Source organism: Ralstonia sp. 22086, assembly GCF_052045975.1.
GTDB classification, from domain to species: domain Bacteria; phylum Pseudomonadota; class Gammaproteobacteria; order Burkholderiales; family Burkholderiaceae; genus Ralstonia; species Ralstonia wenshanensis.
This window is the reverse complement of the sequence record NZ_JBQEPZ010000002.1, coordinates 862,039-888,423: the sequence shown is the minus strand read 5'-3', so window position 1 is coordinate 888,423 and position 26,385 is coordinate 862,039. Positions and strand designations below refer to the sequence as shown.

Annotated in this window: 17 protein-coding genes; 6 read left to right on the top strand and 11 right to left on the bottom strand. The window is 65.2% G+C overall.

Annotated features, from left to right (window positions below):
• Nucleotides 1–4: 4 nt before the first annotated feature.
• From treZ to glgA, 6 genes are all read right to left on the bottom strand, one after another.
• Nucleotides 5–1,846: a malto-oligosyltrehalose trehalohydrolase gene (gene treZ, locus ACTJK6_RS12970; RefSeq protein WP_440839264.1), complete on the bottom strand. Its 1,842-nt coding sequence runs from the start codon at nt 1,844–1,846 to the stop codon at nt 5–7.
• Entirely contained in the window at nt 1,843–4,131 is a 2,289-nt protein-coding gene (gene glgX / locus ACTJK6_RS12965) for a glycogen debranching protein GlgX (RefSeq protein ID WP_440839262.1), read from the bottom strand. Before glgX ends, treZ begins: the two co-directional genes overlap by 4 nt.
• A gap of 987 nt (nt 4,132–5,118) precedes the next feature.
• Nucleotides 5,119–7,425, bottom strand: coding sequence for a 1,4-alpha-glucan branching protein GlgB (glgB, locus tag ACTJK6_RS12960; protein WP_440839260.1), 2,307 nt, complete (start codon nt 7,423–7,425; stop codon nt 5,119–5,121).
• Entirely contained in the window at nt 7,422–10,925 is a 3,504-nt protein-coding gene (treS, locus tag ACTJK6_RS12955) for a maltose alpha-D-glucosyltransferase (protein WP_440839258.1), read from the bottom strand. Before treS ends, glgB begins: the two co-directional genes overlap by 4 nt.
• A complete protein-coding gene (locus tag ACTJK6_RS12950; protein WP_440839256.1) occupies nt 10,922–14,512 on the bottom strand; it encodes a maltotransferase domain-containing protein in 3,591 nt (1,196 codons plus the stop codon). Before ACTJK6_RS12950 ends, treS begins: the two co-directional genes overlap by 4 nt.
• A gap of 31 nt (nt 14,513–14,543) precedes the next feature.
• Nucleotides 14,544–16,175, bottom strand: coding sequence for a glycogen synthase GlgA (gene glgA, locus ACTJK6_RS12945; RefSeq protein WP_440839254.1), 1,632 nt, complete (start codon nt 16,173–16,175; stop codon nt 14,544–14,546).
• Nucleotides 16,176–16,577: 402 nt separating this feature from the next.
• Here glgA and ahpC point away from each other — a divergent pair, with 402 nt between their 5' ends.
• Together ahpC and ahpF are read left to right on the top strand one after the other, a co-directional pair.
• On the top strand, nt 16,578–17,141 hold the full coding sequence (gene ahpC / locus ACTJK6_RS12940; protein ID WP_024978277.1) for an alkyl hydroperoxide reductase subunit C: 564 nt from the start codon (nt 16,578–16,580) through the stop codon (nt 17,139–17,141).
• 124 nt (nt 17,142–17,265) lie between these two features.
• Nucleotides 17,266–18,840, top strand: coding sequence for an alkyl hydroperoxide reductase subunit F (gene ahpF, locus ACTJK6_RS12935; protein WP_012430076.1), 1,575 nt, complete (start codon nt 17,266–17,268; stop codon nt 18,838–18,840).
• 77 nt (nt 18,841–18,917) lie between these two features.
• On the opposite strand, the gene ACTJK6_RS12930 is transcribed toward ahpF, so the two are convergent.
• Complete coding sequence (locus ACTJK6_RS12930) at nt 18,918–19,805, bottom strand: LysR family transcriptional regulator (protein ID WP_343619585.1); 888 nt, start codon at nt 19,803–19,805, stop codon at nt 18,918–18,920.
• Nucleotides 19,806–19,899: 94 nt separating this feature from the next.
• Between ACTJK6_RS12930 and ACTJK6_RS12925 the strand changes: the two genes are divergently transcribed.
• On the top strand, nt 19,900–20,361 hold the full coding sequence (locus ACTJK6_RS12925; RefSeq protein WP_440839251.1) for a nucleoside deaminase: 462 nt from the start codon (nt 19,900–19,902) through the stop codon (nt 20,359–20,361).
• 90 nt (nt 20,362–20,451) lie between these two features.
• On the opposite strand, the gene ACTJK6_RS12920 is transcribed toward ACTJK6_RS12925, so the two are convergent.
• Nucleotides 20,452–21,303, bottom strand: a complete 852-nt coding sequence (locus ACTJK6_RS12920) for a LysR substrate-binding domain-containing protein (RefSeq protein WP_260801301.1) — start codon at nt 21,301–21,303, stop codon at nt 20,452–20,454.
• A 123-nt stretch (nt 21,304–21,426) separates the two neighbouring features.
• Between ACTJK6_RS12920 and ACTJK6_RS12915 the strand changes: the two genes are divergently transcribed.
• The 3 genes from ACTJK6_RS12915 to ACTJK6_RS12905 all read left to right on the top strand — a co-directional run bounded on the left by ACTJK6_RS12915 (nt 21,427) and on the right by ACTJK6_RS12905 (nt 23,769).
• A complete protein-coding gene (locus ACTJK6_RS12915; RefSeq protein ID WP_440839249.1) occupies nt 21,427–22,305 on the top strand; it encodes an alpha/beta fold hydrolase in 879 nt (292 codons plus the stop codon).
• 660 nt (nt 22,306–22,965) lie between these two features.
• Complete coding sequence (fur, locus tag ACTJK6_RS12910) at nt 22,966–23,421, top strand: ferric iron uptake transcriptional regulator (protein ID WP_440839247.1); 456 nt, start codon at nt 22,966–22,968, stop codon at nt 23,419–23,421.
• A gap of 96 nt (nt 23,422–23,517) precedes the next feature.
• The gene (locus ACTJK6_RS12905; protein WP_440077483.1) at nt 23,518–23,769 is read left to right on the top strand and encodes a hypothetical protein; all 252 of its coding nucleotides are present in this window, start codon (nt 23,518–23,520) and stop codon (nt 23,767–23,769) included.
• A 9-nt stretch (nt 23,770–23,778) separates the two neighbouring features.
• On the opposite strand, the gene ACTJK6_RS12900 is transcribed toward ACTJK6_RS12905, so the two are convergent.
• The 3 genes from ACTJK6_RS12900 to feoB all read right to left on the bottom strand — a co-directional run bounded on the left by ACTJK6_RS12900 (nt 23,779) and on the right by feoB (nt 26,373).
• Nucleotides 23,779–24,084 carry a hypothetical protein gene (locus ACTJK6_RS12900; protein ID WP_004627974.1) on the bottom strand — a complete coding sequence of 102 codons (306 nt, stop codon included), beginning with the start codon at nt 24,082–24,084 and terminating at the stop codon, nt 23,779–23,781.
• 106 nt (nt 24,085–24,190) lie between these two features.
• Nucleotides 24,191–24,511: a DUF6587 family protein gene (locus tag ACTJK6_RS12895; protein WP_316881483.1), complete on the bottom strand. Its 321-nt coding sequence runs from the start codon at nt 24,509–24,511 to the stop codon at nt 24,191–24,193.
• Nucleotides 24,508–26,373 (bottom strand): ferrous iron transport protein B, encoded by a 1,866-nt coding sequence (gene feoB, locus ACTJK6_RS12890; RefSeq protein WP_232040055.1) that lies wholly within the window; start codon nt 26,371–26,373, stop codon nt 24,508–24,510. The genes ACTJK6_RS12895 and feoB overlap by 4 nt, the downstream gene beginning before the upstream one ends.
• Nucleotides 26,374–26,385 lie beyond the last annotated feature (12 nt).

The window sequence follows — 26,385 nt, the reverse complement described above, 5'->3', positions numbered from 1 at the left end:
GACGTCAGGTGGGCGATGGGGTGTGCAGCAATGCCACGCACGCACGCTCCGGCAGGCGATGCGCGATGAGCGCAGCGGCCGCGCCTTCACGCGATTCGTAGAGCAGGTCGGCAGGGCTGCCCGCCAGCACCGTAGGCACCGCCACGGGTTGATCGGACAGATTCACCATCAGCGTGAGCACGCTGCCATCGCCCATGCGCCAGCGGGCAAGTGCGCCGGCATGGCCCAGTGCCACCGCATCGAGCGCGCGCGCATTGGGCAGGCGCGGGATGATCTCTGCGTGACGCAGTGCCAGCAGCCGGTGCGTGCGGTTCAGTGTGTTGAGCTGTCCCGGGTCGGCGAGGTTCGCCTCGCCGGGGCAGGAGGTGAGGTAGGTGCGCTCGTCGTTCGGGTCGGGAATGCGCTCGCGCTGGCGCGGATCGGCAAATGCCTCGAACTTTGCAAACTCGCGGCGCCGGCCTTCCCGCACGGCTTCGGCCAGCATGCCGTGGTGGCTGGTGAAGTACAGGAAGGGGCATGTGCTGCCCCATTCCTCGCCCATGAACAGCATCGGAATCTGTGGGCTCAGCAGCAACAGCACCTGCGCCGCGTGCAATGCATCGGGGTGGGCGAGCTGCGTCAGCCGTTCGCCAAAGGCGCGGTTGCCGATCTGGTCGTGGTTCTGCAGGAACAGCACGAACGCGGTGGGCGGCAGATGTGCGCTCGGTTCGCCACGTGGTGCGTTTTCATGGATGGGTGATGGCTCACCCTGGTAGCAGAAGCCGTCTTGCAGCACGCGCGCCAGGCGTTGCGCGGGCGCCTCGGCATAGGCGGCGTAGTAGGCCTCGCGCTCGCCGGTCAGCAGCACGTGAAGCACGTTGTGGCCGTCGTCGTTCCACTGCGCGTCGAAGTCGCCATGGGTATCGCCATCGCGCAGTAGCGATGCGGCGTTGTGCTCGTTCTCCAGCACCAGATGCACATGCCGGCCGGGCTCCACCGACAACCGCACGCGCGCCGCGAGTTCACCCAGCCAGTCGCGCTCGGTGATGGCGTGCACGGCGTCGAGCCGCAGGCCGTCGAAGCGGTATTCCATCAGCCATATCAACGCGTTCTGGATGAAGAACTCACGCACCTGCGGCATGCGGAAATCGATGGCGGCGCCCCAGGGCGTATGCACATCGTCGCGGAAGAAGCTGCGCGCGTAGTGGTGCAGGTAGTTGCCGTCGGGCCCGAAGTGGTTGTAGACCACATCGAGAAACACCATCATGCCCAGCCCGTGCGCGGTGTCGATCAAGGCCTTGAGGTCATCCGGCGTGCCGTAGCTGGCGTCGGGCGCAAAGGGCAGTACGCCGTCATAGCCCCAGTTGCGCGCGCCCGGAAACTCCGCCACCGGCATCAGCTCGATGGCCGTGATGCCGAGCCGTGCCAGTTCCGGCAGCCGCCCGCGCACCCCCTTGAAGCCGCCTAGCGTGCCGACGTGCAGTTCATACAGCACGGTCTCGTGCCAGGGCCGGCCCTGCCAGTTGGCATGCTGCCAGCGGTAGCGCCGCGGATCGACGACGAGGCTTGGGCCGGGAATGTCCTGCCACTGTGCGCGAGCGGCCGGGTCCGGCACGGACAGCGTCACGCCGTCCCGGTTGGTGATGCGGTACCGATAGCACGTGCCGGCACTCACGGGGGTGACCGCTGCGTACCAACCCTCGGGCTCGGCATCCATGCGGATGGCCTCGTCGCCCCGCGCGTCGTCGATCTCGACCCACGCGGCGGTCGCGTCCGGTGCCCACAGCCGGAAGCGGGTGTTGCCATCCGCCAGGACAGTGGCGCCGAACGGCATGTCGTGCGCAAACCGGGGGGCAGGTGCGGTCATTGCGTGGCGTCTCCAGTGTCATCGTTGGCGGCTTGGCCCGCGGTTGGGGCGGTGCGCTCGTCGTCGGTGGCAGGTTGCCCGGGCGTATCGTCCTGCAGTGCGTGGTGCGTTTCGGGAACCTGCCCCAGGGTTTCACCGCTGACGTCCGCATCGGGCTGCCCGGCAATGTGGGCGATCGTGGCGAGTTGCGTGGCGAGCAGCAGCACGACGCTGCGCCCCCCAACCTTGAGCGTGCCGCTGCCGTGCGGACGGGTGTCCTGCTCCGGTGCTGCGCTGTCGATGGCGATTTGCCAATCCATGGCAGGCTCGGGCAGCGTGAACGTGAGGTCCGTCGCCGCGCCGTTGATGAGCAGCAGCGCCACATGCGGGCGCGCTTCTCCGTCGATGGTCTCGACACATGCGCGACGAAGCGCCAACGCCCGCGCCTCGCTGTCGTTCCACGCCTCGGGCGAGAGCACCTGGCCGCGCTCATCAAACCAGGCGATGTCCTGCACGCCAGGCAGGATCTCGGTGTTGCCGTGCACGTAATGCGGCCAGCGCAATGCGGGGCTTTCCTTGCGCAACGCGATGAGCCGCGCCGTATAGCGCGCAAGTGCCTGCCCAGGGTCTTTCTCCAGCATTGACCAGTCGAGCCACGACAGGGCGTTGTCCTGGCAATAGGCGTTGTTGTTGCCGTCCTGCGTGCGGCCAAACTCGTCACCCGCCAGCAGCATCGGCGTGCCGTTGGAGAAGAACACCGTCGCCAGTAGCGCGCGTGTCACGCGTTCACGCAGGGCCTGGATGGCGGTGTCGTCGGTCGGGCCTTCCGTGCCCCAGTTGGCGCTGCAGTTGTCGTTGTGGCCGTCGCGGTTGTCTTCGCCGTTGGCATCGTTGTGCTTGTCGGCGTAACTGACCAGGTCGTGCAGCGTGAAGCCGTCGTGCGAGGCCACGTAGTTGATCGACGCCCACGGCCGGCGGTGCCGGCGGTCGAACAAGTCGCCACTGCCCGTCAGGCGCGCGGCAAGGTCCGGCCGCTGGCCCGAATCGCCACGCCAGAAGCGGCGGATGCCATCGCGAAAGCGGTCGTTCCACTCGGCAAAGCCGGGCGGGTGGTTGCCCACTTGGTAGCCGTCGGGGCCCACGTCCCAGGGCTCGGCGATGAGCTTGACGGTGGAGAGCACCGGGTCCTGGCGTATGGCATCGAAGAAGCCGGAGCCCGGATCAAAGCCGTTGCCCTCGCGCCCGAGCGTGACGCCCAGGTCAAAGCGGAAGCCATCCACATGGAACGCGTTGACCCAGTAGCGCAGCGAATCCATCACCATCTGCAGCACGCGCGGGTGCGACAGGTTGAGCGTGTTGCCGCAGCCCGTGTCGTTGATGTAGTAACGCTCCTGGCCCGGCACGAGGCGGTAGTAGCTCGCGTTGTCGAGCCCCCGGAACGACAGCGTCGGCCCCAGCTCGCTGCCTTCGCAGGTGTGGTTGTAGACCACATCGAGCAGCACCTCGATGCCCGCCGCATGCAGCCGCCGGATCGCCACCTTCAGCTCATGCAGCGATGGCGCAGACAGGTACGACGGCTCCGGCGCAAAGAAGCACAGCGTGTTGTAACCCCAGTAGTTGCGCAGGCCGCGCTCCACCAGGAACTGGTCCTGCAGGAAGGCGTGAATGGGCAACAGTTCGATAGCGGTGATGCCAAGCCGCTGCAGGCGCTCGATGAAGACGCTGTCGCCGAGCGCGCTGAAGGTGCCGCGTTCGGGCGGCAACAAATCTTCGCGCAGCATCGAGAACCCGCGAACGTGCCCTTCGTAGATCACCGTGCGCGACCACGGCGTGTTCGGGCGGATATCGTTGCCCCAGTTGAATGACTCGTCGGTGACGACAGCCTTGGGCATAGCCGGTGCACTGTCGCGCCGGTCGAACGAAAGATCGCCGCGGTTGGAGTTCAGCCGGTAGCCGAACAGCGCATCAGACCAGCGCAGCGCGCCCACCAGCCGGCGGGCGTAGGGGTCGAGCAGCAGCTTGTGCGGGTTGAAGCGATGGCCATGCTGCGGCTCCCACGGGCCGTAGGCGCGGTAGCCGTAGACGAGGCCGGCTTCCATACCGGGCAGGTAGCCGTGCCAGACCTCATCGGTGCATTCGGGCAGGGCGAAGCGGGTCAGTTCCTTGCGGCCGGTTGGATCGAAGATGCAGAGTTCGATCTTGCTGGCGTTGGCCGAGAAGACGGCGAAGTTGATGCCCAGGCCGTCCCATTGGGCACCTAGGGGGAAGGGTTTGCCGGGGGCGAGGGTTTTGGGGAAGCGGAGCATTAGCGGTTGGTTTCAGTATTGTCTTTGCCTTGGTGGTTTGCCTCGCTTTCGTCCCCTGCCGGGGCCGACTCACTTTCTTTGTCTTGCCAAAGAAAGTAAGCAAAGAAAGGCGCGCCCGAGATGGCGACCCCCTCCTTGAATTTTCGTAACCGGGCGGAGAACGGGAAAACTCGCTTCGCTCAGACAGTTCCCGTTCTTTTTTCCGCCCGCTTACGAAAATTCAAGGCGCCATCTAGGGCGGGTACGGCCAAACCGGCTGGGCACCGCCCGGGGCGCTGTTTGCCTCCTTCTGTCGAGGCTCAAAACCCGGGGATTGGGGTTCGGAACGTCAACGTTGGCGTTCCGAACCTCACTGCTGAAGCTCGGAACCTCAACGTTGGCGTTCGAGTACTTCACAGTCGGCGTTCAGAACCTCAAAGCTGGCGTTCAGAACCTCGATGTCGAAGTCTCCGAACCGCAAAGCTGAAGTTCAGAACTCCAAAGTCGGCGTTCAGAACCTCAAAGTCCGAGTTCAGAACCCCAAAGCTCAAGTTCGGAACCCCGAAGTCGGAGTTCAGAACCGCAAAGCTGAAGTTCAGAACCTCAACGTCCAAGTTCAGAACTTCAAAGTCGAAGCCCCTGAACTCCAAAACACGCGTTCAGAACCTCGATGTACGCGTTCTGAACCTCGAAGTTGAAGCGCGGATCCCCAAGTCGCAGCAAGAGCACGGCGCACGAACCGGTGTGCTCCCACGCCACCGCCAGTGCCACGACGGTGTGGCCGTACCCTGCCCTAGATGGCGCCTTGAATTTCTGTTGCAGAGAGGAAAAAGAGGGGAGGCTGTTTGAGCGAAGCGAGTTTGCCTCCCCTCCCTCTCTGCGACATAAATTCAAGGAATCTTTCGCCATCTCGGGCGCGCCTTTCTTTGCTTACTTTCTTTGGCAAGACAAAGAAAGTGAGTCAGCCCCGGCAGGGGATGAAATGAAGGCAAACCACCAACACAAAAATCAAACCTTCAAAACCACAACCCCCAACGGCGGCAGCCTCAACACCAACGACTGCCCCTGCCCATGCGCGGCCACGTGGTCCACATCCACCGCCCCACCATTGCCCAGGTCGCTGCCGCCATACACGGCAGCATCCGTGTTCAGCACCTCACGCCACTGCGTGGCCCCATCCGCCGGCGGCACGCCAATGCGATACCCCTCGCGCGGCACCGGTGTCATATTCGCGACCACCAGCATCGGCCGTCCTTCGCCATCCAGCCGCAGGAACGCAAACACGCTGTTGGTGCGGTCGTCGCCAATCACCCAGTTGAACCCTTCCGGCGCCGTGTCCCGGGCATGCAATGACGGTTCATTCCGGTACAGCGCGTTCAGGTCGTGCACCAGCCGCTGCACGCCACGGTGCCGTGGGTCGTCCAGCAGGTGCCATTCGGGCGATGCATCGTGGTTCCATTCGCCTACTTGCCCGAACTCGCAGCCCATGAACAGCAGCTTCTTGCCCGGATGCGTCCACATGAACGCGAGATAGGCGCGCAGGTTCGCGAGCCGCTGCCATTCATCGCCGGGCATCTTGCCCAGCAGCGAACCCTTGCCATGGACCACCTCGTCGTGCGAGATCGGCAGGATGAAGTGCTCGGAGAACGCGTACACCAGGCCGAAGGTCATGCCGTCGTGATGGTGCTGGCGGTACACCGGGTCGCGCTGCATGTAGTGCAGCGTGTCGTGCATCCAGCCCATGTTCCACTTGTAGTCGAAGCCCAGGCCGTTGAACTCCACGGGCGCGGTCACACCAGGCCACGCGGTCGATTCTTCGGCGATGGTGATGGCGCCGGGGCAGCGTTCGTGCACGACCGTGTTCATCTGCTGGAGGAACGCCACGGCCTCCAGGTTTTCGCGGCCGCCGTAGCGGTTGGGCACCCATTCGCCGGCGCGGCGCGAGTAGTCGCGATACAGCATCGACGCCACGGCATCCACGCGCAGGCCGTCGATATGGAAGCGCTCCAGCCACTCCAGCCCGCTGGCGATCAGGAAGCCGCGCACTTCGTTGCGGCCGAAGTTGTAGATGAGCGTGTTCCAGTCCTGATGGAAACCCTCACGCGGGTCCTGGTGTTCGTACAGCGCCGTGCCGTCAAACTGCGCCAGTCCGTGCGCGTCCGTCGGGAAGTGCGCGGGCACCCAGTCGATGATGACGCCCAGGCCCGCCTGATGGCAGCGGTCAACAAAGCGCGCAAACGCCTCGGGCGCCCCAAAGCGCGCAGACGGCGCAAACAACCCCAGCGGTTGATAACCCCAACTGCCGCCAAACGGATGTTCCGCCACCGGCAGCAGTTCTATGTGCGTGAAGCCGAGCGCCGTCACGTAGGGAATCAGCCGGTCGGCCAGTTCGTCCCATTGCAGGTTGCGGCCGCCGTCTTCCAGATCGCGCAGCCACGAGCCGGCATGCACTTCATAGATGCTGATGGGCGCGTCGGGCTTCTGGCGTTCCGCGCGCGTTTGCATCCACGCGTCGTCGTTCCAGCGCAGCGGGGCCGGGTCGGCCACCACCGAGGCGGTGGCGGGCGGCGGTTCGGTCTGGCGGGCGGCGGGGTCGGCCTTGACCATCAGCCTTCCATCGGCGCCGATGAGTTCGAACTTGTAGCGTGCGCCGGGGCCAACGCCCAGGCCGCTCGGTAGGAACAATTCCCACACACCGGCCTGGTGGCGCAGGCGCATGGGGTGACGACGGCCGTCCCACTGGTTGAACTCGCCCACCACCGACACGCGTTGCGCATTCGGTGCCCACACCGCAAAGCGCACGCCGCTGATGCCGTCGATGCGCATCGCCTGCGCGCCCAGGCAGCTTGCCAGCGCCCAGTGCGTGCCCTCGTTGAGCAGGTGCAGGTCCAGATCTCCGAGCAGCAGCCCGAAGGCGTATGGGTCTTCGGTTTCCTGCACGGCTTCATGGCCGGTGCCCGCCGGCCAGATGATGCGCAGGCGATACAGCTCCGGGTGGCCATACACGTCCTGTGCATCGGCACGCAGCGGGCCGTGGAACAGTCCTGTGCGGCCGACCGGCGTCATCTCCGTGATGATCTGGCCGCGCGAGTCGATGGCCTGCACGCGGCGCGCGCCGGGGTAGAAAGCGCGCACGACCCAGCGCGTGCCGTCTTCGGTGTCCATGCGATGCGGCCCCAGCACGGCGAATGGATCGCCCAGGCGGCCGTGCGTGAGCGCATCGACGCGCATCTGGTCGACGCCCGCCGGCAGCACGATCGGCGCTTCGGGTTCGGCAGCGGTTTTGGTTGGAGAGGCAAAGTCGAGCGCGGTCACGGTGGGCCTCCGGTCGAGTCTTCTGCAGCGGGTGACGGTGGCTCTGCATGCAGCAGGCGGCGTGCCACGCGTGTGAAGCCTTCCAGCGGAATCGGCAGCCAGGTCGGGCGGTTGGATGCTTCGTAGTTGACCTCGTACGCGGCCTTTTCCAGCAGGAAAAGATCCAGCAGGTGAAAGTCGACCACGGGCTGATCCAGCGCGTTCAGATCGGGCCCGCGAATGGCCGCGGCATACGCCTCCAGGAAGCGTTCGGTGGACGCAGCGCGGAACCGCTCCAGCAGGACATTGCGACGCTCCTGGGCCGGGCCGGCCACATGTTCCGGGCCTTGCCGCATGGCGCCCACCACGTAGTCGAGCGAGCGCATCAGCCCTGCCACGTCGCGCAACGGGCTGGTCTTGCGCCGGCGCTCTTCCACGGGGCGCGAGGGCTCGCCTTCAAAGTCGATCAGGAAGGCATCGCCCTGCGCCACCAGCACCTGGCCGAGGTGGAAGTCGCCATGGATGCGCGAGAGCGTGGCGCCCAGGCCATCTTCGGCATGCGTGCGGGCAGCGTCGAGCAGCGCCTGGTGTTGCGACAGCAGCCACTGCACGTCGGCTTGCCGCGGGCTGTCGGGGTTTTGCCGTTGCCATGTCGTCAGGTTGTCATGCGCGCGGATGAGCTGTTCGCTCACGCGGGCTATCCAGTAGGCGGCATCGTCGGTATCGGCAATGCGCGCGCCGAAGTTCGGGTCTTCGGTGGGCGCCGCCAGTGCGGCATGCAATTCGCCCAGCCGCGTGCCGATCACGCCGATGAAGTTGACGTAGCCGGCCAATGCCTCGTCGGTATCCAAGCGCGCTTCCGAGACGGCCACTGGGGACGATTCACCATCGCCAGAAGTCACGCCTTCCATCTGTACGGCCAGTTCGTCGATGGTGCGTCGCAGGTAGTCCAGCGCCCACGTCCACGCATCGCCCTGGTTGGGAACAAAGCTTTGCATGACGGCCAGCGTCGAGCGTTCGCCGTCGGCAGCGTGGTGAGAGACCTCGCCGATCAGCGCCGCCGTGTTGGCATAGCCCACGCGCGTGAGGTGGCGCGTCATCTCCACCTCGGGGTGGATGCCCGTGGCGATACGGCGGATGAGCTTGACGATGACCGACTCGCCGATCACCAGCGAACTGTTCGATTGCTCGGCCGCCAGCCATTGGATGGGCGTGTCGGGTGCCAGCGGAAGCGGCGCAGGCCGCGTGCTGCCGGCTTCGGCGCTCGTTGTGGAGCCGGCGGGTTCTGCCAGTTCTGCAATGTTCGGTTCGGGCTCGAACCGCACGGTGCCGTCATTGGCCTCCAGCGTGGTGCCGCGCACGAGGTTGGTGAGCAACGCGCGGGCGAAGGTCTCAGTGGTAAAGGCGTCCGTCAGGTAGCCGACATGGCGGCCGCGCCGCACGCGCGCCAGCGCAAGTTGAATGGGCAGCGCCGGCAGCGTGGCCGATTCCCAAGCGATGGAAAGCGGCAGCAGGTAGCGCTCGACGCGCTCGCTGCCGTCCGGGCTGCCCAGCGTGACGGCCACTTCGTTGAGAAACACCTCTGGCCGCGTCGCGCCAGCCAGCGGGCGGTTGGTGGATGCGGCATCCACCGGCACGGTCGCGCCCCAGGCAAACTTTGCGCTACGCAGCACACTGTCCTTGGCGGCAAACCAGCGGCGCTTGGGCAGATACGTCGGCAGGATTTCGCGTTCGATCAACTGGCGGTGCGCCTCGCGCTGCCGCGTGTCGGCCAGGGCATCGAGCCCCGCGCGCAGCACCAGCGTCGTGAACTCGGGCAACTGCTCGGCGGCCGGTTGCGCCCAGGTCGGGCCGGGCTCGTTCTCGCGCAGCTCCAGCCAATAGAAGGCGTAGGGCGGCAGCGTGAGCAGATACGACAACTGCCCGATTGGCGGAAACGCCGTCCCGCCGATCAGCTCCACCGGCACCCGCTGCGCAAAGGCGGACAGGTCCAGCTCCACGGCCTGTGAGGCGCGGGAGAGATTGGCCACGCAGAGGATCGGCGCCTCGCCTTCCAGCGCGCGGATATACGCCAGCACCTTGCGGTTGGACGGCTGCAGGAACTGGATGGAACCACGGCCGAACACGCGATGCCGCTTGCGCGTGGCAAGCAGCCGGCGCGTCCAGTTCAGCAGCGAATGCGCGTCGCGGCTCTGCGCTTCCACATTCACCGATTCATAGCCGTACAGCGAGCCCATGATGGCCGGCAGTACGAGCTGTTCCGGGTCGGCGCGCGAGAAGCCGCCGTTGCGGTCGGGGGACCACTGCATGGGCGTGCGCACGCCGTCGCGGTCGCCCAGGTGGATGTTGTCGCCCATGCCGATTTCGTCGCCGTAGTACATGACGGGCGTGCCGGGCATGGAGAACAGCAGGCTGTTCATCAGCTCGACGCGGCGGCGGTCGCGTTCGAGCAGCGGCGCCAGCCGGCGGCGGATGCCGAGGTTCAGGCGCGCACGGCGGTCGCTGGCGTAGACCTCCCAGAGGTAGTCGCGCTCGGCGTCGGTCACCATTTCGAGCGTCAATTCATCGTGATTGCGCAGGAAGATGGCCCATTGGCAGCCGGGCGGCACCTCCGGCGTCTGGCGCATGATGTCGGTGATCGGAAAGCGGTCTTCACGCGCAATCGCCATGTACATGCGCGGCATCAGCGGGAAGTGGAACGCCATGTGGCATTCGTCACCGGCACCGAAGTATTCCTGCGTGTCTTCCGGCCACTGGTTGGCTTCGGCCAGCAGCAGGCGGTTCTTGAATTCCCCGTCCATGGCCGCGCGGATCTTGCGCAGCACGTCATGCGTCTCGGGCAGGTTCTCGTTCGACGTGCCTTCGCGTTCCACGAGGTAGGGCACGGCATCGAGCCGCAGGCCGTCCACGCCCAGGTTCAGCCAGTACTTCATCACGCCGATCACGGCCTTCAGCACGCGTGGGTTGTCGAAGTTGAGATCGGGCTGGTGCGAATAGAAGCGGTGCCAGTAGTACGCGTTGGCCACCGGGTCCCACGTCCAGTTGGAAGGCTCGGTGTCGATGAAAATGATGCGCGTGCCGGCGTACTTCTTGTCGTTGTCGGACCACACGTAGAAGTCGCGCAGCGCAGAACCCGGCTTGGCGCGCCGCGCCCGCTGGAACCACGGGTGCTGATCCGACGTGTGGTTGATGACCAGTTCGGTGATCACGCGCAGGCCCCGCGCATGCGCTTCGGCAATGAAGCGGCGCACGTCGGCCATGCTGCCGTAATCGGGGTGGACGCCGCGGTATTCGGCGATGTCGTAGCCGTCGTCGCGGCGCGGCGATGGGTAGAACGGCAGCAGCCAGATGACGTCCACCCCCAGCTCGGCGATGTAGTCGAGCTTGGAGATCAAACCGGGGAAGTCTCCGACACCGTCGTTGTCGGAATCGCAGAACGATTTGACATGCAGCTGATAGATGACGGCGTCCTTGTACCAGAGCGCGTCGTCCACCAGCAGCGCGGTCGGATTGCGCGTCATGACGGGTTTTCCTCCGAAGGCAGGGCCGGGCGCACGCGCCAGATGGCAAACGGCTGCTCGGGTTCAAGGCGGATGTGCTGCCACTTGCCGCGCCACACCGTGCGCTGGCCGTTGACCAGGTTCTCGGCCATCAGTGCGCCGTGATCGGGTAGGCCCCATTGCCACAGTGGCAGTTCGATGTCGGACTCGTGCGCGTGGTGCGGGTCGAGGTTGATGGCCACGAACACCGTGTTGTCGCCAAAGCGGTCTGGCGTCAGGGCGTTGGCCAGTTCGGGCGGGGTGGCCCCCAACTGCGCCGGTAGCACGGGCGGCGTCGATTTGCTGAAGAACAGGATCTGCTCGCCCGATGCCGGCTGGAACGTCACGCCCAGATGCGAATGCAGCGCCGGGTTGGCCCGGCGGATGCGGTTGAGCAGCGCGATCTCCTTGACGATGTTGCCGGGGCGGTTGTGGTCCCACGCGCGCAGTTGGTACTTTTCGGAATCGAGGTACTCCTCCTTGCCGGGTACCCCAGCGCCTTCGCACAGTTCGAACCCGTTATAGACGCCCCACAGGCCAGACAGCGTGGCCGCCAGCGCGGCACGAATCAAAAAGCCCGGCCGGCCCGACGACTGCAGGAACACCGGGTTGATGTCCGGCGTGTTGACGAAGAAGTGCGGGCGGAAATATTCACGCACCGGCGTGCGCGTCAGCTCGGTCAGGTAATCGATGAATTCCTGCTTGGTATGCCGCCACGTGAAGTACGTGTACGACTGCGAAAACCCGACCTTTGCCAGCCGGTACATCACCTTGGGCCGCGTAAAGGCTTCCGACAGGAACACCGTATCCGGATAGCGCGCACGCACCTCGCCGATCATCCATTCCCAGAACGGCAGCGGCTTGGTGTGCGGATTGTCGACACGGAACAGGCGCACGCCTTCGTCCGCCCAGAACATCACCACGTCGCGCAGTGCCGTCCATAGGCCGGGCTTGGCGTCGTCCGCATAGAAGTCGACGTTGACGATGTCTTCGTACTTCTTGGGCGGGTTCTCGGCGTATTTGATGCTGCCGTCTGGGCGCCATGCAAACCAGCCGGGGTGCTCGCGCAGCCAGGGGTGATCGGGCGAGCATTGAATGGCGAAGTCGAGCGCCAGTTCCAGGCCTTTTTCACGCGCGGCGCGCACCAGGCGGCGGAAATCTTCCAGCGTGCCGAGCTGCGGGTGGATGGCGTCGTGCCCCCCTTCGGCAGCGCCAATAGCGTACGGGCTGCCGGGGTCGTCAGCTTCGGCGCGCAGGCTGTTGTTGCGGCCCTTGCGGTTGGTGCGGCCGATCGGGTGGATGGGCGGGAAATACAGCACGTCGAAGCCCATGCCGCGAATGGCGCCCAGCCGGCGGATCACGTCATCAAAGGTGCCGTGCCGCTGTTCGTCATCCGATGCCGAGCGGGGGAACAGCTCGTACCAGCTCGCGAATGCCGCGCCAGCGCGCTCCACGTCCAGCGGGTACGCCACGCTTTCCACATAGAACGGCCGGTAGTGCGAAGCCTGTGTCATCACGTGGGCGGTCACGGGGTCCAACAGCAGCTTGAGGCGGTGCGCGTGGTCTGCCTCGGCCAACAGATGGGCCAGCTTGTGCAATGCGTCCACCGGTGCGTCCTTGGGCGCATGCTCGGCGGCCTGGGCGACGAGCCGCGCGCCTTCTTCCAGCTCCAGCGTCACGTCCACGCCGGCGGTGTGCTTCTTCTCCAGTTCAGACCGGTAGGTGCCAAACGCATCGCGCCACGCGGCCACGGCATAGGCGTGCCGCCCCAGCCGTTCGGGCCGGAATGCACCGCGCCAGCGGTCGTTGCCAAGCGGCACCATCGGCACGTGCTGCCAGGCGTCTTCGTCTTGCGCGCGCCACAGCAGGTGCACGGCCAGCTTGTCGTGCCCGTCCATCAGCACATCGGCCTCGACGATGATGTCGTCGCCCACCAGACGCTTGACGGCAAAGCGGCCGTCTTCAACGGAGGGCTGCACCTGCTCGATGCCGATGCGCGGCGAGGCAATCGCAGTGTTGACCGGCTCTTTCGCTTCGCCGGCCTTGGTGCGCTGGGTCTTGGCGGGTTTGGCCGCGGCCGGCATGCGCACCGGGGCATTCCGGAACACGCGCCAGACCTGCACGTCGCCGGGCAGCAAGTCAATCTCGGCCAAGGGCCGTGCATTGGCACGCAGCGTATCGTCGCAACTGCCCACCGGTTCGGTCAGCAGGTCGAGTGCCACGCCGCGCGTAAAGCCGCCCGCCACACCGGGCAGGAAGTGGTCGGCATGCACCGACACGCCCATGTGCAGATCGGGATTGATGACCGTCAGCGTGGCGGCATCGTCTGCGCGCAGGTCTGGGCCGTCTGCGCGCAGCAGGGCGGTGGCCGGCGCGTCGGGGCCGGTGAGCATGCGCAGCTCGGCGTGCGGCGCGACGGTGTTCGTCTCGCGTGCGGCGCGGATGGTCGCATTCACATCGCGCACGGCGTCGCTCAGGTCGAACGCGGCATGGGCGTCGATCCATTGCTGGTCGGATGGGTCACCGCGCTCGGCCAGCATCGGCAGCAGCGCGCCGCGCTCGAACCCCAGCGGCATCAGCCAGCCGGCATCGAGTGTGTCGGCAATATGCAGGAGGCGGCGATAGGCGCGTTCACGGACCATTGCGTCGCCAAACGCCTGGCCGTAGCGCGTGCCGAACGGTGCTTCCACGGTGGCGATCGGCGGGGCCACGGCGGCCAGGCGCGCGTGCTCTTCCACCATCCAGCCGGCGCGGAAGTCCCACCAGCGCAACGATGAAAACGTCGCGTCAAAGCCGGCGCCTGCCAGTGCGTCGATTGCCGCGCCGTCCATGCCGGGCGTCCACGCCAGGAAGCGGACGGCGCCGGCGTCTTTGCGCACGTCGGCAATCAACGTGCGCCAACGTTCGGCTGGCAGGCGGGCAGGCGCTTCACAGCGGAACCCGCCCATGCCCAATGCGGCCCAGTTGCGCAGTTGCTGAGCCCACCACGTGAGGATGGCATCTGCGTTGCGCGGGTCGTCGTGGCGGAACGAGGCCACCTCAAGGTGCGAAGGCGGCAGGCGCGGGTCCAGCGCGTCGCCGTCTTCGGCGTGGCTGGCGAACCAGTCGGGGTGGTCGGCACGCAGTGGCGCATCCACCGCCACGCGGTCGATCACCAGGTCGAGCAGCAACGTAAGCCCCCGCGAGCGGCAGCCCTCGGCCAGCTTGGCGAGGGCTGCGTCGGCCGGCCCGCCGCCCAGCGCCGCATGCAGTTGCGCATGGTCGCGGGTGACGAAGACGTTGCCGGCCGCACCCACCGCAAACGGCGGCGCCATCAATACATGATCGAAACCCAATGAGGCGATGCGATCGAGCACGCCGTCCCAGCGGTCGAGCCTGCCCAGTTGGAGCGGGTGCACGTAGCAGATGGCTGGGGCGTATGGAGGCTCTGCCGCGGTGGGCGCGACTGGGCTCGGCATTGCTGCCGGCCTGGTCACCGATTTGGCTTTGCTGCCGGGTGGCTTGGCCGCGTTGAGTGCGGCCGTGTTTTTACGTGGAGTGGCGGGCTTGGGCGACTTGGTCTCGGGCATGCGTGAAAGCGGGGCAGAGCGTCAGGCGCGGTCAGGCACGGATCTTCTCGGCACTGGCGGCGCGCGCCACCGCGTGCGCTCGGATCTCGTCGGACAGCGCCGTCGAGCGTCGCCGCGCTGGCGTACGCACAGGTTGATCGGGGCGGGCCGTGTGCAGCGCGTCGGGTGCGACGGGCGTCTGCGCAAGCGCCACGGCGGGCATGGGCGTGGCGGCCGGCACGAGGTTGCGGTACAGCGCGATGTATTCGCGGGCCGGCTGCGACCAGCCGAAGTCGGTCGTCATGCCGTTGTATTGCAGGATGCGCCACGCCTGCGGCTGGGCGAAGACGCGCAGGGCGCGTTCCACCGCGGCCACCATGGCGTCGGCGGTGTCGCCGTCGAACAGGAAGCCCGTCGCGCCGTGCAACGCCGCTTCCGGCGAGCCGTGGTCGGTGATGGTGTCCAGCAGCCCGCCCACGCGCGACGCAACAGGCACCGTGCCGTAGCGCATCGAATAGAGCGGCGTCAGGCCGCACGGCTCGAAGCGGCTACCGTGCAGGAGGATGTCGGCGCCGGCATGCAGCAGGTGGGCATAGGCCTCGGTGTAGCCGATCTTCGCGGCCACTTGGCGGGGATAGCGCGCCGCCAGCTCAGCCATGCCGGTCTCATAGGCGTGTTCACCGCAGCCGAGCACGGCCACCTGCAATTGCGGGTTGGATTCCAGCAGTTGGGGCAGCGCCTGCAACGCCACGTCGGCCATCTTCTGATGCGTCAGGCGGCTGCCGACGGCCAGCAGCGGCGCCTTCGGGTCTTCCGGCAGGCCGAAGCGTTGCTGCAGGACGCGCTTGGCGGTTTGCTTGCCGCTCAGGTTGGAAGCAACAAACGGCTGCGGCAGCAGCGGGTCTTTCGACGGGTTCCACACGTCGTTATCGATGCCGTTGAGGATGGCGACGAGGTCTTGCTGGCGTGCGCGCAGCAGATCCTGCATGCCGCAGCCTGCTGTCTCGGTCAGGATTTCGCGCGCATACGCGTGGCTCACCGTGGTGATGCGATCGGCCCAAAGCAGGCCGGCCTTCAGGAAGCTGAACTGACCCCAGAACTCGGCTTCGTGCGCCGCGTCGGGCGGCACGCCAATGTCCGGCACCACGTGCATCGGGAAATTCCCCTGGAACGCGAGGTTATGGATCGTGAAGACAGTCTTCGCCGGCACTTGCGCACGTTTGACGAACAGCGGCACCAGCCCCGCATGCCAGTCATGCGCTTGCACGATGTCAAAACGATGCACCCCGGGCACGCCGCCGGCAACGCGCGCAGCGGCCTGGCTGAATGACGCAAAGCGCAGCGCGTTGTCGTCATATGGCTGGCCGTGGTCGTCGAGGTAAGGATTGCCGGGCCGCGCGAACAGCGCCGGGGCGTCGAACAGCAGCACCGGGATGCCCTGTGTGCCCATGCGGCCGTTCAGCAGGCGGGCGCGGCCGCCCGGCAGGTCGGTCCATTCGCACACGGTGCGCGTGTGCTGCAACTGCGTGATGGCGTCGGGATAGCCCGGCAGCATCACCGTCACTTTCATGCCGGCGCGCCGCAATGCGTTCGCGCAGGCCCCGACCATATCTCCAAGCCCGCCGGTCTTGGCCAGCGGCACAGCTTCAGAAGCGACAAAGAGAACGTTCAGCGACAAGGTCATGCTCCCGGAGGAATTTGCCTGCCGGGCCGTCAGCCAACTGCATGAGCAGTGGACGGCGCCGATGCGCGGCGGAGGTTTGCGATCGACCTCTTCGCGCAAGACCTATGCCAGTCAGACAGACGCTGACAAGGCTGTAGTCTTGGCGCGCGCCGCCTTGGCTGTACGTGATGTGCGCACTGCGAGAACACGTGCGGGGTGTGCAACCTGCGGGTGTGCCATGTAATTTCGTCTATGCACGCAGGCGCACCTTTTGGATATGTGGCGCTTCAGTCGGCAAGCGCTCGGTTGCTAGGGCAATAGAAAAAAACAATCGACAAAATCATATCAATCAACTTGTGCAATGCACTGATCGACGATACGATCCACTCCGTTGTCAACCAAGCAACCCAACCGAAAACCACTATGTCGCTGATCAATACTCAAGTCCAACCGTTCAAGGCCCAAGCGTTCCACAACGGCAAGTTCATCGAAGTCACGGATGAGTCGCTCAAGGGCAAGTGGTCCGTGCTGATCTTCATGCCGGCCGCATTCACCTTCAACTGCCCGACCGAAGTGGAAGACGCAGCGGACAACTACGCAGAATTCCAGAAGGCTGGCGCCGAGGTCTACATCGTCACGACCGACACGCACTTCTCGCACAAGGTGTGGCACGAAACGTCGCCGGCCGTGGGCAAGGCACAGTTCCCGCTGGTGGGTGACCCGACGCACCAACTGACCAACGCATTCGGCGTGCACATTCCGGAAGAAGGCCTAGCCCTGCGCGGCACGTTCGTGATCGACCCGCAAGGCGTGATCAAGACGATGGAAGTGCACGACAACGCCATCGCTCGTGACGTGAAGGAAACCCTGCGCAAGCTCAAGGCTGCCCAGTTCGTCGCCAACAACCCGGGCAACGTGTGCCCGGCCAAGTGGAACGAAGGCGCCAAGACGATCAAGCCGAGCCTGGACCTGGTCGGCAAGATCTAAGTTGTAAAGGCTGTTGCTGCAGACATGCAGCGTGAAAAACGGCCGGCTCTGCCGGCCGTTTGCTTAAGGGCGCAGGCATGTGCCGCGCCCTGTCACTGAATCAAAACGAATAAAGGAAGTCGTCATGCTGGATGCTGATGTCAAGGCCCAACTGAAGGCCTACCTCGAACGCCTCGTGCAGCCCATTGAGCTGGTCGCCAACGTCGATGACAGCGAGGGCTCCCGCGACATGATGGACCTGCTGCGCGACGTGGCCGAGCAGTCCAGCATGATCGTGCTGACCGAACAACGCGATGCCGCCGAGCGCGCACCGTCGTTCCTGATCCGCCGCACCGGCGCCGATGTGAGCGTGCGTTTTGCCGCCATCCCGACCGGTCACGAGTTCACCTCGCTCGTGCTGGCGCTGCTGCAGGTGGGCGGCTATGCGCCCAAGCTCGAAGCCGACGTCATCGAACAGATTCGCAATATCGAAGGGGATTTCCGCTTCGAGACCTACATGTCGCTCACGTGCCAGAACTGCCCGGACGTGGTCCAGGCGCTGAACGTGATGTCCGTGATCAACCCGCGCATCCAGCACGTCGCCATCGACGGCGCGCTGTATCAGGGCGAAATCGAGGCGCGCCAGATCATGGCCGTGCCGACCGTGTTCCTGAACGGCGAGACCTTCGGCACCGGCCGCATGGGCGTGGAAGAGATCCTCGCCAAGATCGACACCGGCGCTGCCGCCCGTGACGCTGAAAAGCTCGCCGCCAAGGAAGCGTTTGACGTGCTGATCGTCGGTGGTGGCCCGGCTGGTGCCGCTGCTGCCGTGTACGCGGCACGCAAGGGCGTGCGTACCGGCGTGGTGGCCGAGCGTTTTGGCGGCCAGGTGCTCGACACGCTGGGCATCGAAAACTTCATCTCCGTGCAGGAGACCGAAGGGCCGAAGTTTGCCGCCGCGCTTGAGCAGCACGTGCGCCAGTACGACGTCGACATCATGAACACGCAGCGCGCGGTCAAGCTCACGCCGGCAGACAAGCCGGGTGGCTTTGCCGAGGTGACGCTGGCCAACGGCGCGGTGCTCAAGGGTCGCTCGGTCATCCTGTCGACGGGTGCCCGCTGGCGCAACGTCAACGTGCCAGGCGAGCAGGAATACAAGAACAAGGGCGTGGCGTACTGCCCGCACTGCGATGGCCCGCTGTTCAAGGGCAAGCGCGTGGCGGTCATCGGCGGCGGCAACTCGGGTGTGGAAGCGGCCATCGACCTGGCCGGCCTCGTGAGCCACGTCACGCTGCTGGAATTCGCCAGTGAGCTGAAGGCCGATGCCGTGCTGGTGCGCAAGCTGCAAAGCCTGCCGAACGCGACCATCGTCACCAATGCGCAGACCACCGAGATCACCGGTGACGGCCAGAAGGTCAATGGCCTGCGTTACAAGAGCCGCGTGGATGGCGTCGAGCACACTGTCGCGCTCGAAGGCGTGTTTGTGCAGATCGGCCTGGTGCCCAACACCGAATGGCTGGACGGCGCGCTTGAGCGCAATCGCTTTGGCGAGATCGTCGTCGATGCGCGTGGCCAGACCAGCGCGGAAGGCGTGTTCGCCGCAGGTGATGCGACCACGACGCCGTACAAGCAGATCATCATTGCCACCGGCGATGGTGCGAAGGCCGCGCTGTCGGCGTTTGATCATCTGATCCGCGTGCCGCTGGCCGAAGCTGCCTGAAGCTGAACTCAGCCGTACCCGTACCAAGCCGGACTTCGCGATCAGCGGGTCCGGCTTTTTCTTTGGGGCCTGGGCGCTCAGCCGGTGGCTGACTGCAGCGCCTGCGCGCGCGCGGAGCACATGTCGACAAGGCGATCGCGCAACGCGCGCCCCGCGCTGTCGAGGTCGGGTCGCGCAAACAGCGCCAGCTCCAGCCCGCCGATCTCCGGAAAACCATCGGCAGCGCCGACCACGCGATGTCCGGCCTGCACGGTGCTGGCGGGCAGCAGGCTCACGCCCAACCCCGCGCTGACAGCCGCACACAGGCTTGCCAGGCTCGGGCTTGAATACGTGATGCGCCACGGCTGGCCGATCGATTCCAGCGCATGCAGCATCTCCTGCCGATACAGCGCGCCCACCGGAAACACCACTAGCGGCAACGCAGGTTGCGATGGCCCAAGCGGCAGCGTGTGCGGCCTCTCGGCGCTGTCGATCCAGCAAACCGGTTCAGCCCAGCGCGCATGGCAATCGCTATCGGTGCCCCATTGCTTGACGAGCAGCATGTCGAGATCGCCATTGCGATACAGGCGCAGCAGGTGGTGGGAGAGGCCGCTTTCCACTTCCAGCCGCAGCCGCGGGCGCTCGCGCGCAAAGCTCGCGATGAGCGGCATCAGCGCACCGCTGCCGAGGTCTTCCGGCACGCCCAAGCGCAGCACGCCGCCGGTGTGTTCGGGGCTGAGCGCCTCGCTCGCTTCGTTGGCCAAGCGTAGCAGGCGGCGGGCGTAGCCGAGCAGGCGGTCGCCCTCTTCCGTCGGCAACACCTGGCGCTGGCTGCGGTCGAGCAGGCGGCAGTCCAACTGCTGCTCGAGCCGCAGGATCTGCTGGCTGACGGTCGATTGTGTCAGGTGCAAATGCTCGGCCGCGCGTGTGAAGTTGCCCGTATCGACCACCGTGACAAAGCTGCGCAGCAACACAAGATCAATCATTGGAAAACCCACTGAATCTCATTTCATTATTTAATTTCAACATGTTTAGGGGCGCAACCATAATCGACCCGCAATTTCGTCTGCGGAGAACCCGATGTCCGATGAGCAGTACATGCGTGAGGCAGTGGCGCTTGCGCGCGGTAACGTCAACGGCGGCGGCTTGCCGTTTGGGGCGGTGCTTGTGCGCGACGGAAAGATCGTTGCGCGTGCGGTGAACGAGGTGCTCGCCACCAATGACCCCACAGCCCATGCCGAAATGCAGGCCATCCGCCAGGCAAGCCAGACGCTGGCCACGGCCGACTTGCGCGGTGCAGTGATGTACGCCAGCGGCCATCCGTGCCCGATGTGCTTTGCGGCCATGTACCGCTGCGGCATTCGCGCGGCGTACTTTGCCTATTCGAACGAAGATGGCGAGCCTTTCGGTATGTCGACCGCTGCCATGTATGCGGAGCTGCGTCGCGCGCCGGAGGGCGGTGAGCTGCAACTGCATCCGTTCAGGCCAAAGGGCGAGCAGGGCCTTTACGAAGCTTGGCAGACCCGTTGCGCTGGGGGCTGAACCTGCGCCCCGAGATTCAACGACCTAGCCGCCGTTGTTCCAGAAGCGAGCGATTCCCCGATCAGTCAAGGGAAGCTTGACGAAGCGGGCTCACGCATTTAGCTCGGCCACAATTCGCTCGGCCAGGAAATCGCAGGGTTGACGGTTGGAAGTGACACTACGCGCCAAGACGATCTCCAACGTACCGATCTCCGGCAGGCCGTGCGCGGATCCGAGCAACGTAAAGTCGGAGGGCACGGCACATCGCGCCAATGGCGTGATGGCGAGGCCCGCTCGGGCCATCGTCAGCAAGCCCAGCAGGCTCGGGCTTTCATACGAAGTCCGGTAGGCGATCTTTGCGCGCTCGAGACTGCGGATCGCCTTCTCGCGCGCGACGCTGCCCGGCAGAAACACCGCAATGGGCAATGGCCGTTCACGCCAGATTTCCGTGGTCCCCGGGCCCGCCGCCCACACCATCGGTTCGTGCCGCAAAAACTCGCCGGTCAGCCCTTTGACGCGCGTGGCGCAGACGAGGTCCACCGTGCCATCACGCAACATCGGCGCCAACGCCACGCTGGGCAAGCCGATGACCTGGATCTCGACCTTCGGATAGCTGGCCGAGAATTTCTTGAGAATCGGCGGGAACAGCGACGACGCATAGTCGTCGGGCACACCGATCACCACGCGGCCCGTCACGTCCGGCCGCACGACCGCTGCCCAAGCTTCATCACGCAGCGCAATGATCCGGCGCGCATACGCCAGCAGCACCTCGCCGTCTTGTGTTGGTATCACGCTACGCGGCTTGCGCACGAACAGCGCCTTTCCTAGTGCCGATTCCAGCGTCTTGATCTGCATGCTCACAGCCGATTGCGAGCGGTGCACGAGATCTGCCGCCCGGCTGATCGTGCCTGTGTCGGCAACAGCGACGATCATGGTGAGAACGTCGACGTCCAGGGCTTTCATCTCGGTACTCATGTGCACTCGCTTGCGAGGATGTATCAGAAAAACTGAAAGATTCCATCAATATTATGCGATTTCCTTTTCAATCGCAGTGCAGCAAAGTCTCGGGAAAACGGAGTTTCAACAATGAATGCGCGAACGCCCCTGACGACGCTGGCTCTTGCCGGCGTATGGCCACAACCCGCTTTTGCTGCCACCGCCTCGGGCACCTCGGTGCCCTACGTAGAAGCCGGAAGCGGCGAGCCGATGGTCTTTGTTCACGGGTCGTTGTGCGATTACCGCTATTGGGATCCGCAACTCGCCGCGCTGTCGAAACAGTTCCGCTGCTTCGCGCCGAGCCTGGGCCACTATTGGCCGGAAACCCACGCATTCGGGCACGGCGATTTCAGCTGGGAAGCGCACGTCGTTGAGATGGCAGAGTTCATCGAGGCGCTCGGGCTGGGCCCGGTGCACCTGGTTGGCCATTCGCGCGGCGGTTGCGTTGCGTTCCATCTGGCGCGGCAGTACCCGCACCTGGTAAAGACGCTCACGCTGGCCGATCCGGGCGGCCCGTTGCAGGCAGCGCCGCAAGCAGCCGCCGGCGCCTTGCCGCCCGCGGTCCAGGCATTGAGAGCACAGGCTGCCGACCTGATCGAACAGGGTGAATTTGACGCAGGCCTGAACCTGTTTGTGGACTCGGTCACCATGCCCGGCTTCTGGGTCAAGAGCACGCAGAGCTTCCGCAGGATGGCGCTCGACAACGCGCTCACGCTGCCAAAGCAGCTGCGTGATCCGCTACCGGCCTATACGCCTGAGGCGGCCGGCGAAATCCAGTGCCGCACGTTGCTGATCGACGGGCAGAAGAGCCCGCGCATGTTCCGGAACACCGTCGACAAACTCCATGCGTGGATTCCGCAGGCTGAGCGTCAAACCATCGCGGGCGCGTCGCATGGCATGAACATCGCCAACCCGGGCGCGTTCAACCGGGCGCTTAGTCAATTGGCTGCCTGGACGCCCCATACGTAGCCATCGGCGGTTCGGAGCACGCACCGACGACGTCCACGCAGCCCCTTTGCTCGCAACCGACATGATCAGCAGCAAGCCAATCTGCTGACTCGTAGCCTGATCAATGCGCACGCCGGCAGTAGAAAGACTGTAGCGGACGCTTGATACACCGTCCGACCGTCAGCCTTGAGGGCGGAGCCGGCTACGCCCGCGCTATCGGGATGGGGTGATGCCCCTTGCGGCGTCGAGAAAGCCGCGCTCAGATCGGGGTCTTCAATAGATCGCAAAGAAAACGCTTGTAATGCGAATCATTCGCATTTATAGTGTGTCCATCGACGGCGCTGCAGCCGATGGATCCGCCCCCTAGGGCATATCCCTCAGAGCGCCGGATCGAACCGAATTTCGCTGCGTGCGCTCGCTATTCCGTGGCAGCGCCCGGCACCCGATCTTTTGTGGGGACCGCTCTGACACACAGAGCGTTTGGCAGTAGCAAGCCGCCCGACAGTCGGGAAAGCACTCAGACCCCGCTTTCCCGACTGCGACTTTTCCGGGCTGCCAGCCATGCCGTTTTTTTTTTTAGGACTTGTCGACCCGGCTCGCATGCTTGCGGCCTTGTCGTTTCCGGTTCTCGCCCGCTGCAATACCCCGCCTGCCGTACCCAAATCTCGCCCAACGAACGCCATGCCAAACTCGACCGACCTGCGCCGGGCGGGGCTCAAAGCCACCTCGCCGCGCGTCAAGATCCTGGAAATCCTCACCGCCGGTACGGAACACGGCCGTCACTTGAGCGCAGAAGATGTGTACCGCCAATTGCTCACGTCGGAACTCGACATCGGCATCTCAACGGTCTACCGCGTGCTCAATCAGTTGGTCGATGCCGGCGTGCTGTTGCGTCATGCGTTCGAGGCCGGCCATGCGGTGTATGAGCTGAACGAGGGCGCGCACCACGATCACCTGATCTGCCTGACGTGCGGCCGCGTGGAAGAGTTTCACGACCACGCCATCGAGTCGCGGCAGGAGCGTGTGGCCAACGAGCGCGGCTTTGTGCTGCGCGATCACGCGCTGGCGCTTTACGGCGTATGCCCGGCGTGTCAGGCAGGCGCAGGTATGTCGGGCGCGATTGGGTTGAACGCGTGACGTGATCCGGTAACTTGCTGAAACAGTATCGGCGCAATCATGGCGAAACTCACTGCGCGCTCGGTGTTCCAACTCCCTGTTATTCAGGAGATGCCGATGCAACGCCGTCTGAAGTCCGAAGATGAACTCAAGACATTGCTGGCCCGCTGCGTCCAGCAACACCCGGAATGCGCACAGTGCGAACTGCGCGCGATGTGCATTCACCGCCCGGATCACACCGGCTGCAATTGGAGCGCCGAGTTTGATTTTCCGGCCGACGACGATGCCGCCGCCATTCGCGGCCTATCTGTCGCCAAGCGTTTACTGACGCGCGCCCGCACGCAGTACAACGTTGTGCGCGCGCAGTAACCGCGCCGCTTATCCCTTCGCCTGACGAGAGATCCGCTCCAGCAGCGCGCGTGCGCTTTCGCCGTGCCCCTGCTGTGCCAGCAGGCGCGCATTCAGCACAAGATTTTCGAGGACGAGCTTGGCGATGCTCGCCGTGAGCGAGACGATCACCTCATCCTGGCTGAAATGGGCATTTTCCATTTGCGTCAGCTGGCGCGACACCAGCTTGCAGACCAGGTCGCGCAACATCTGCTCGTCGAAGGGCAGGTTGGCGAAATCCACCGGGTCTTCCTTCTCGACTTCCGCAATCAACTGGACCAGCAACTCTTCGGTCATGACGCGTCCCCCGTTCAGGTTTGAGCCAGTCTACGCCCGCGCTGCGCAAAAACAAAACGGGCCCGCGTGATGCGAGCCCGTTGGTGTTGTGACATTGCGTCGGCTGTTATTTGCGCCGCACGAAGTGGATCGGCTGTTCAACCGCCGCGGATGATGACGATTCACCCGATGCACAGCCACTGCAGCCGCTGCCGCATGCGCTGCCCGAAAGCGGATCGGAGTGGCACGAGGGCGACTCGCCCGGCGTAAGCAGGCGCTGGCCGAAGGCGCGCATCCAGCCCGGCCGCGACGGTCGATCACACCAGCCTGCCACGCGCGCCGCCGTGCGGGCGCGCATCGCCGGTGCATAGCGGCCGGTCAGCGACAACGCGCTCAGTGCCACGACGGTGGCGACAACGCCGGTTTCGACAACGTGATACACGCTCATGTCAGCACCCGTGCGATCTGGTAGGTAGCGAAAGCGGCCAGGTAGGCCAGCGCGAAGAGGTAGCCGGCGGTGCCCGCCATGACCTTCCACGAGTTGGTCTCGCGGCGGATGGTGGCCAGCGTCGAGATGCACTGCGGCGCGTAGACGTACCAAGCCAGGAAGGCCAATGCCGTGGCCAGCGACCATTGCTGGGAGATGATTGGCGCCAGCTGCGCAGCCGCATCCTCATGCGTGGCCGACAGCGAGTACACCGTTGCCAACGCGCCCACGGCCACTTCACGTGCAGCCATGCCGGGAATCAGGGCAATACACATCTGCCATGTGAAGCCGATCGGCGCGAACACGACCTCAAGCGCACGGCCGATCATCCCGGCAAAGCTGTAATCGATGGCCGGCAGCGTGGCGTTGGCCGGCGGCGACGGGAACGTCGAGAGGAACCACAGCAGCACCATCATCTTCAGGATGACCGTACCGATGCGGCGCAGGAAAATGCGCGCACGCTCGACGAGCCCGACGATCAGGTTGCGCACGCTGGGCAGTCGGTACGACGGCAACTCGAGAATGAGCGGGTGCTCGTTGCGATCGCGCTTCAGGTACTTGAGTACGTAAGCGACGACCAGCGCCGACACGATACCCGCCATGTACAGCCCGAACAGCACCAGCCCCTGCAGATTGAACAGGCCCCACACCTGCCGCACCGGGATGAACGCACCGATCAGCAGCGCATACACAGGCAGCCGCGCCGAGCAGGTCATCAGCGGTGCAACCAGAATCGTCACCAGCCGGTCGCGCGGGTCCTGGATCGTGCGCGTGGCCATCACGCCGGGAATCGCGCACGCAAAACTGGACAGCAGCGGAATGAACGAGCGCCCTGACAGCCCCGCGCCCGCCATCAACCGGTCGAGCAGGAAGGCTGCGCGTGGCAGATAGCCTGACTCTTCCAGCGACAGGATGAAGAGGAACAGGATCAGGATCTGGGGCAGGAACACCAGCACGCTGCCCGTGCCGGCGATGATGCCGTTCACCAACAGGCTTTTGAGCATGCCGTCGGGCATGACGTTGCCGACCCACACGCCCACGGCTTCCACGGCGCCCTGGATGCCGTCCATGAGCGGCTGCGCCCACGAGAACACCGCCTGGAACATCAAGAACATCAGCACGGCCAGCAGCATCAGGCCCAGTACCGGGTGCAGCACGATGCGGTCGAGCCGGTCGTCCAGCTCGGCCGTGCTGCGCGGCATGGTCACGGCGGCATCGAGCAGGCGCTTCACTTCGACGTGCGGATCGGCGTCGGCCGGCAGCCCAACCGGCACGGCCGGCAGCTTTTCGTGATCGATATGGGCGACAAGGTCGGCTGCGCCGTTGCGTTTGATGGCCACGGTTTGCACCACCGGCACGCCCAGGGCGGCCTCCAGCTTGGCACGGTCGATGCGGATGCCGCGCCGCTCGGCCGCGTCGACCATGTTCAGCGCCAGCACCATCGGCAAGCCCAGGCGTTGCAGCTCCAGCACGAAGCGCAGGTGCAGCCGCAGGTTGGTGGCGTCGACCACGCAGATCAGCAAATCGGGGCGCGACTCACCACGGAACGTGCCAAGGCAGATATCGCGCGTGATGGCTTCGTCGGGGCTGGTGGCGATCAGGCTGTAGGCGCCCGGCAGGTCGAGAATCTGTACATGCCGGCCCGACGGCGCGGTAAAGCGGCCCTCCTTGCGCTCGACCGTCACGCCCGCATAGTTGGCAACCTTCTGGCGGCTGCCTGTTAACAGGTTGAACAGCGCGGTCTTGCCGCAGTTGGGGTTACCGACCAGGGCAACGCGCAATGCGGGGGTGGAAGCGGAGGAGGAAGAAGCGTGCATCTGCATGAAGCCGGATAA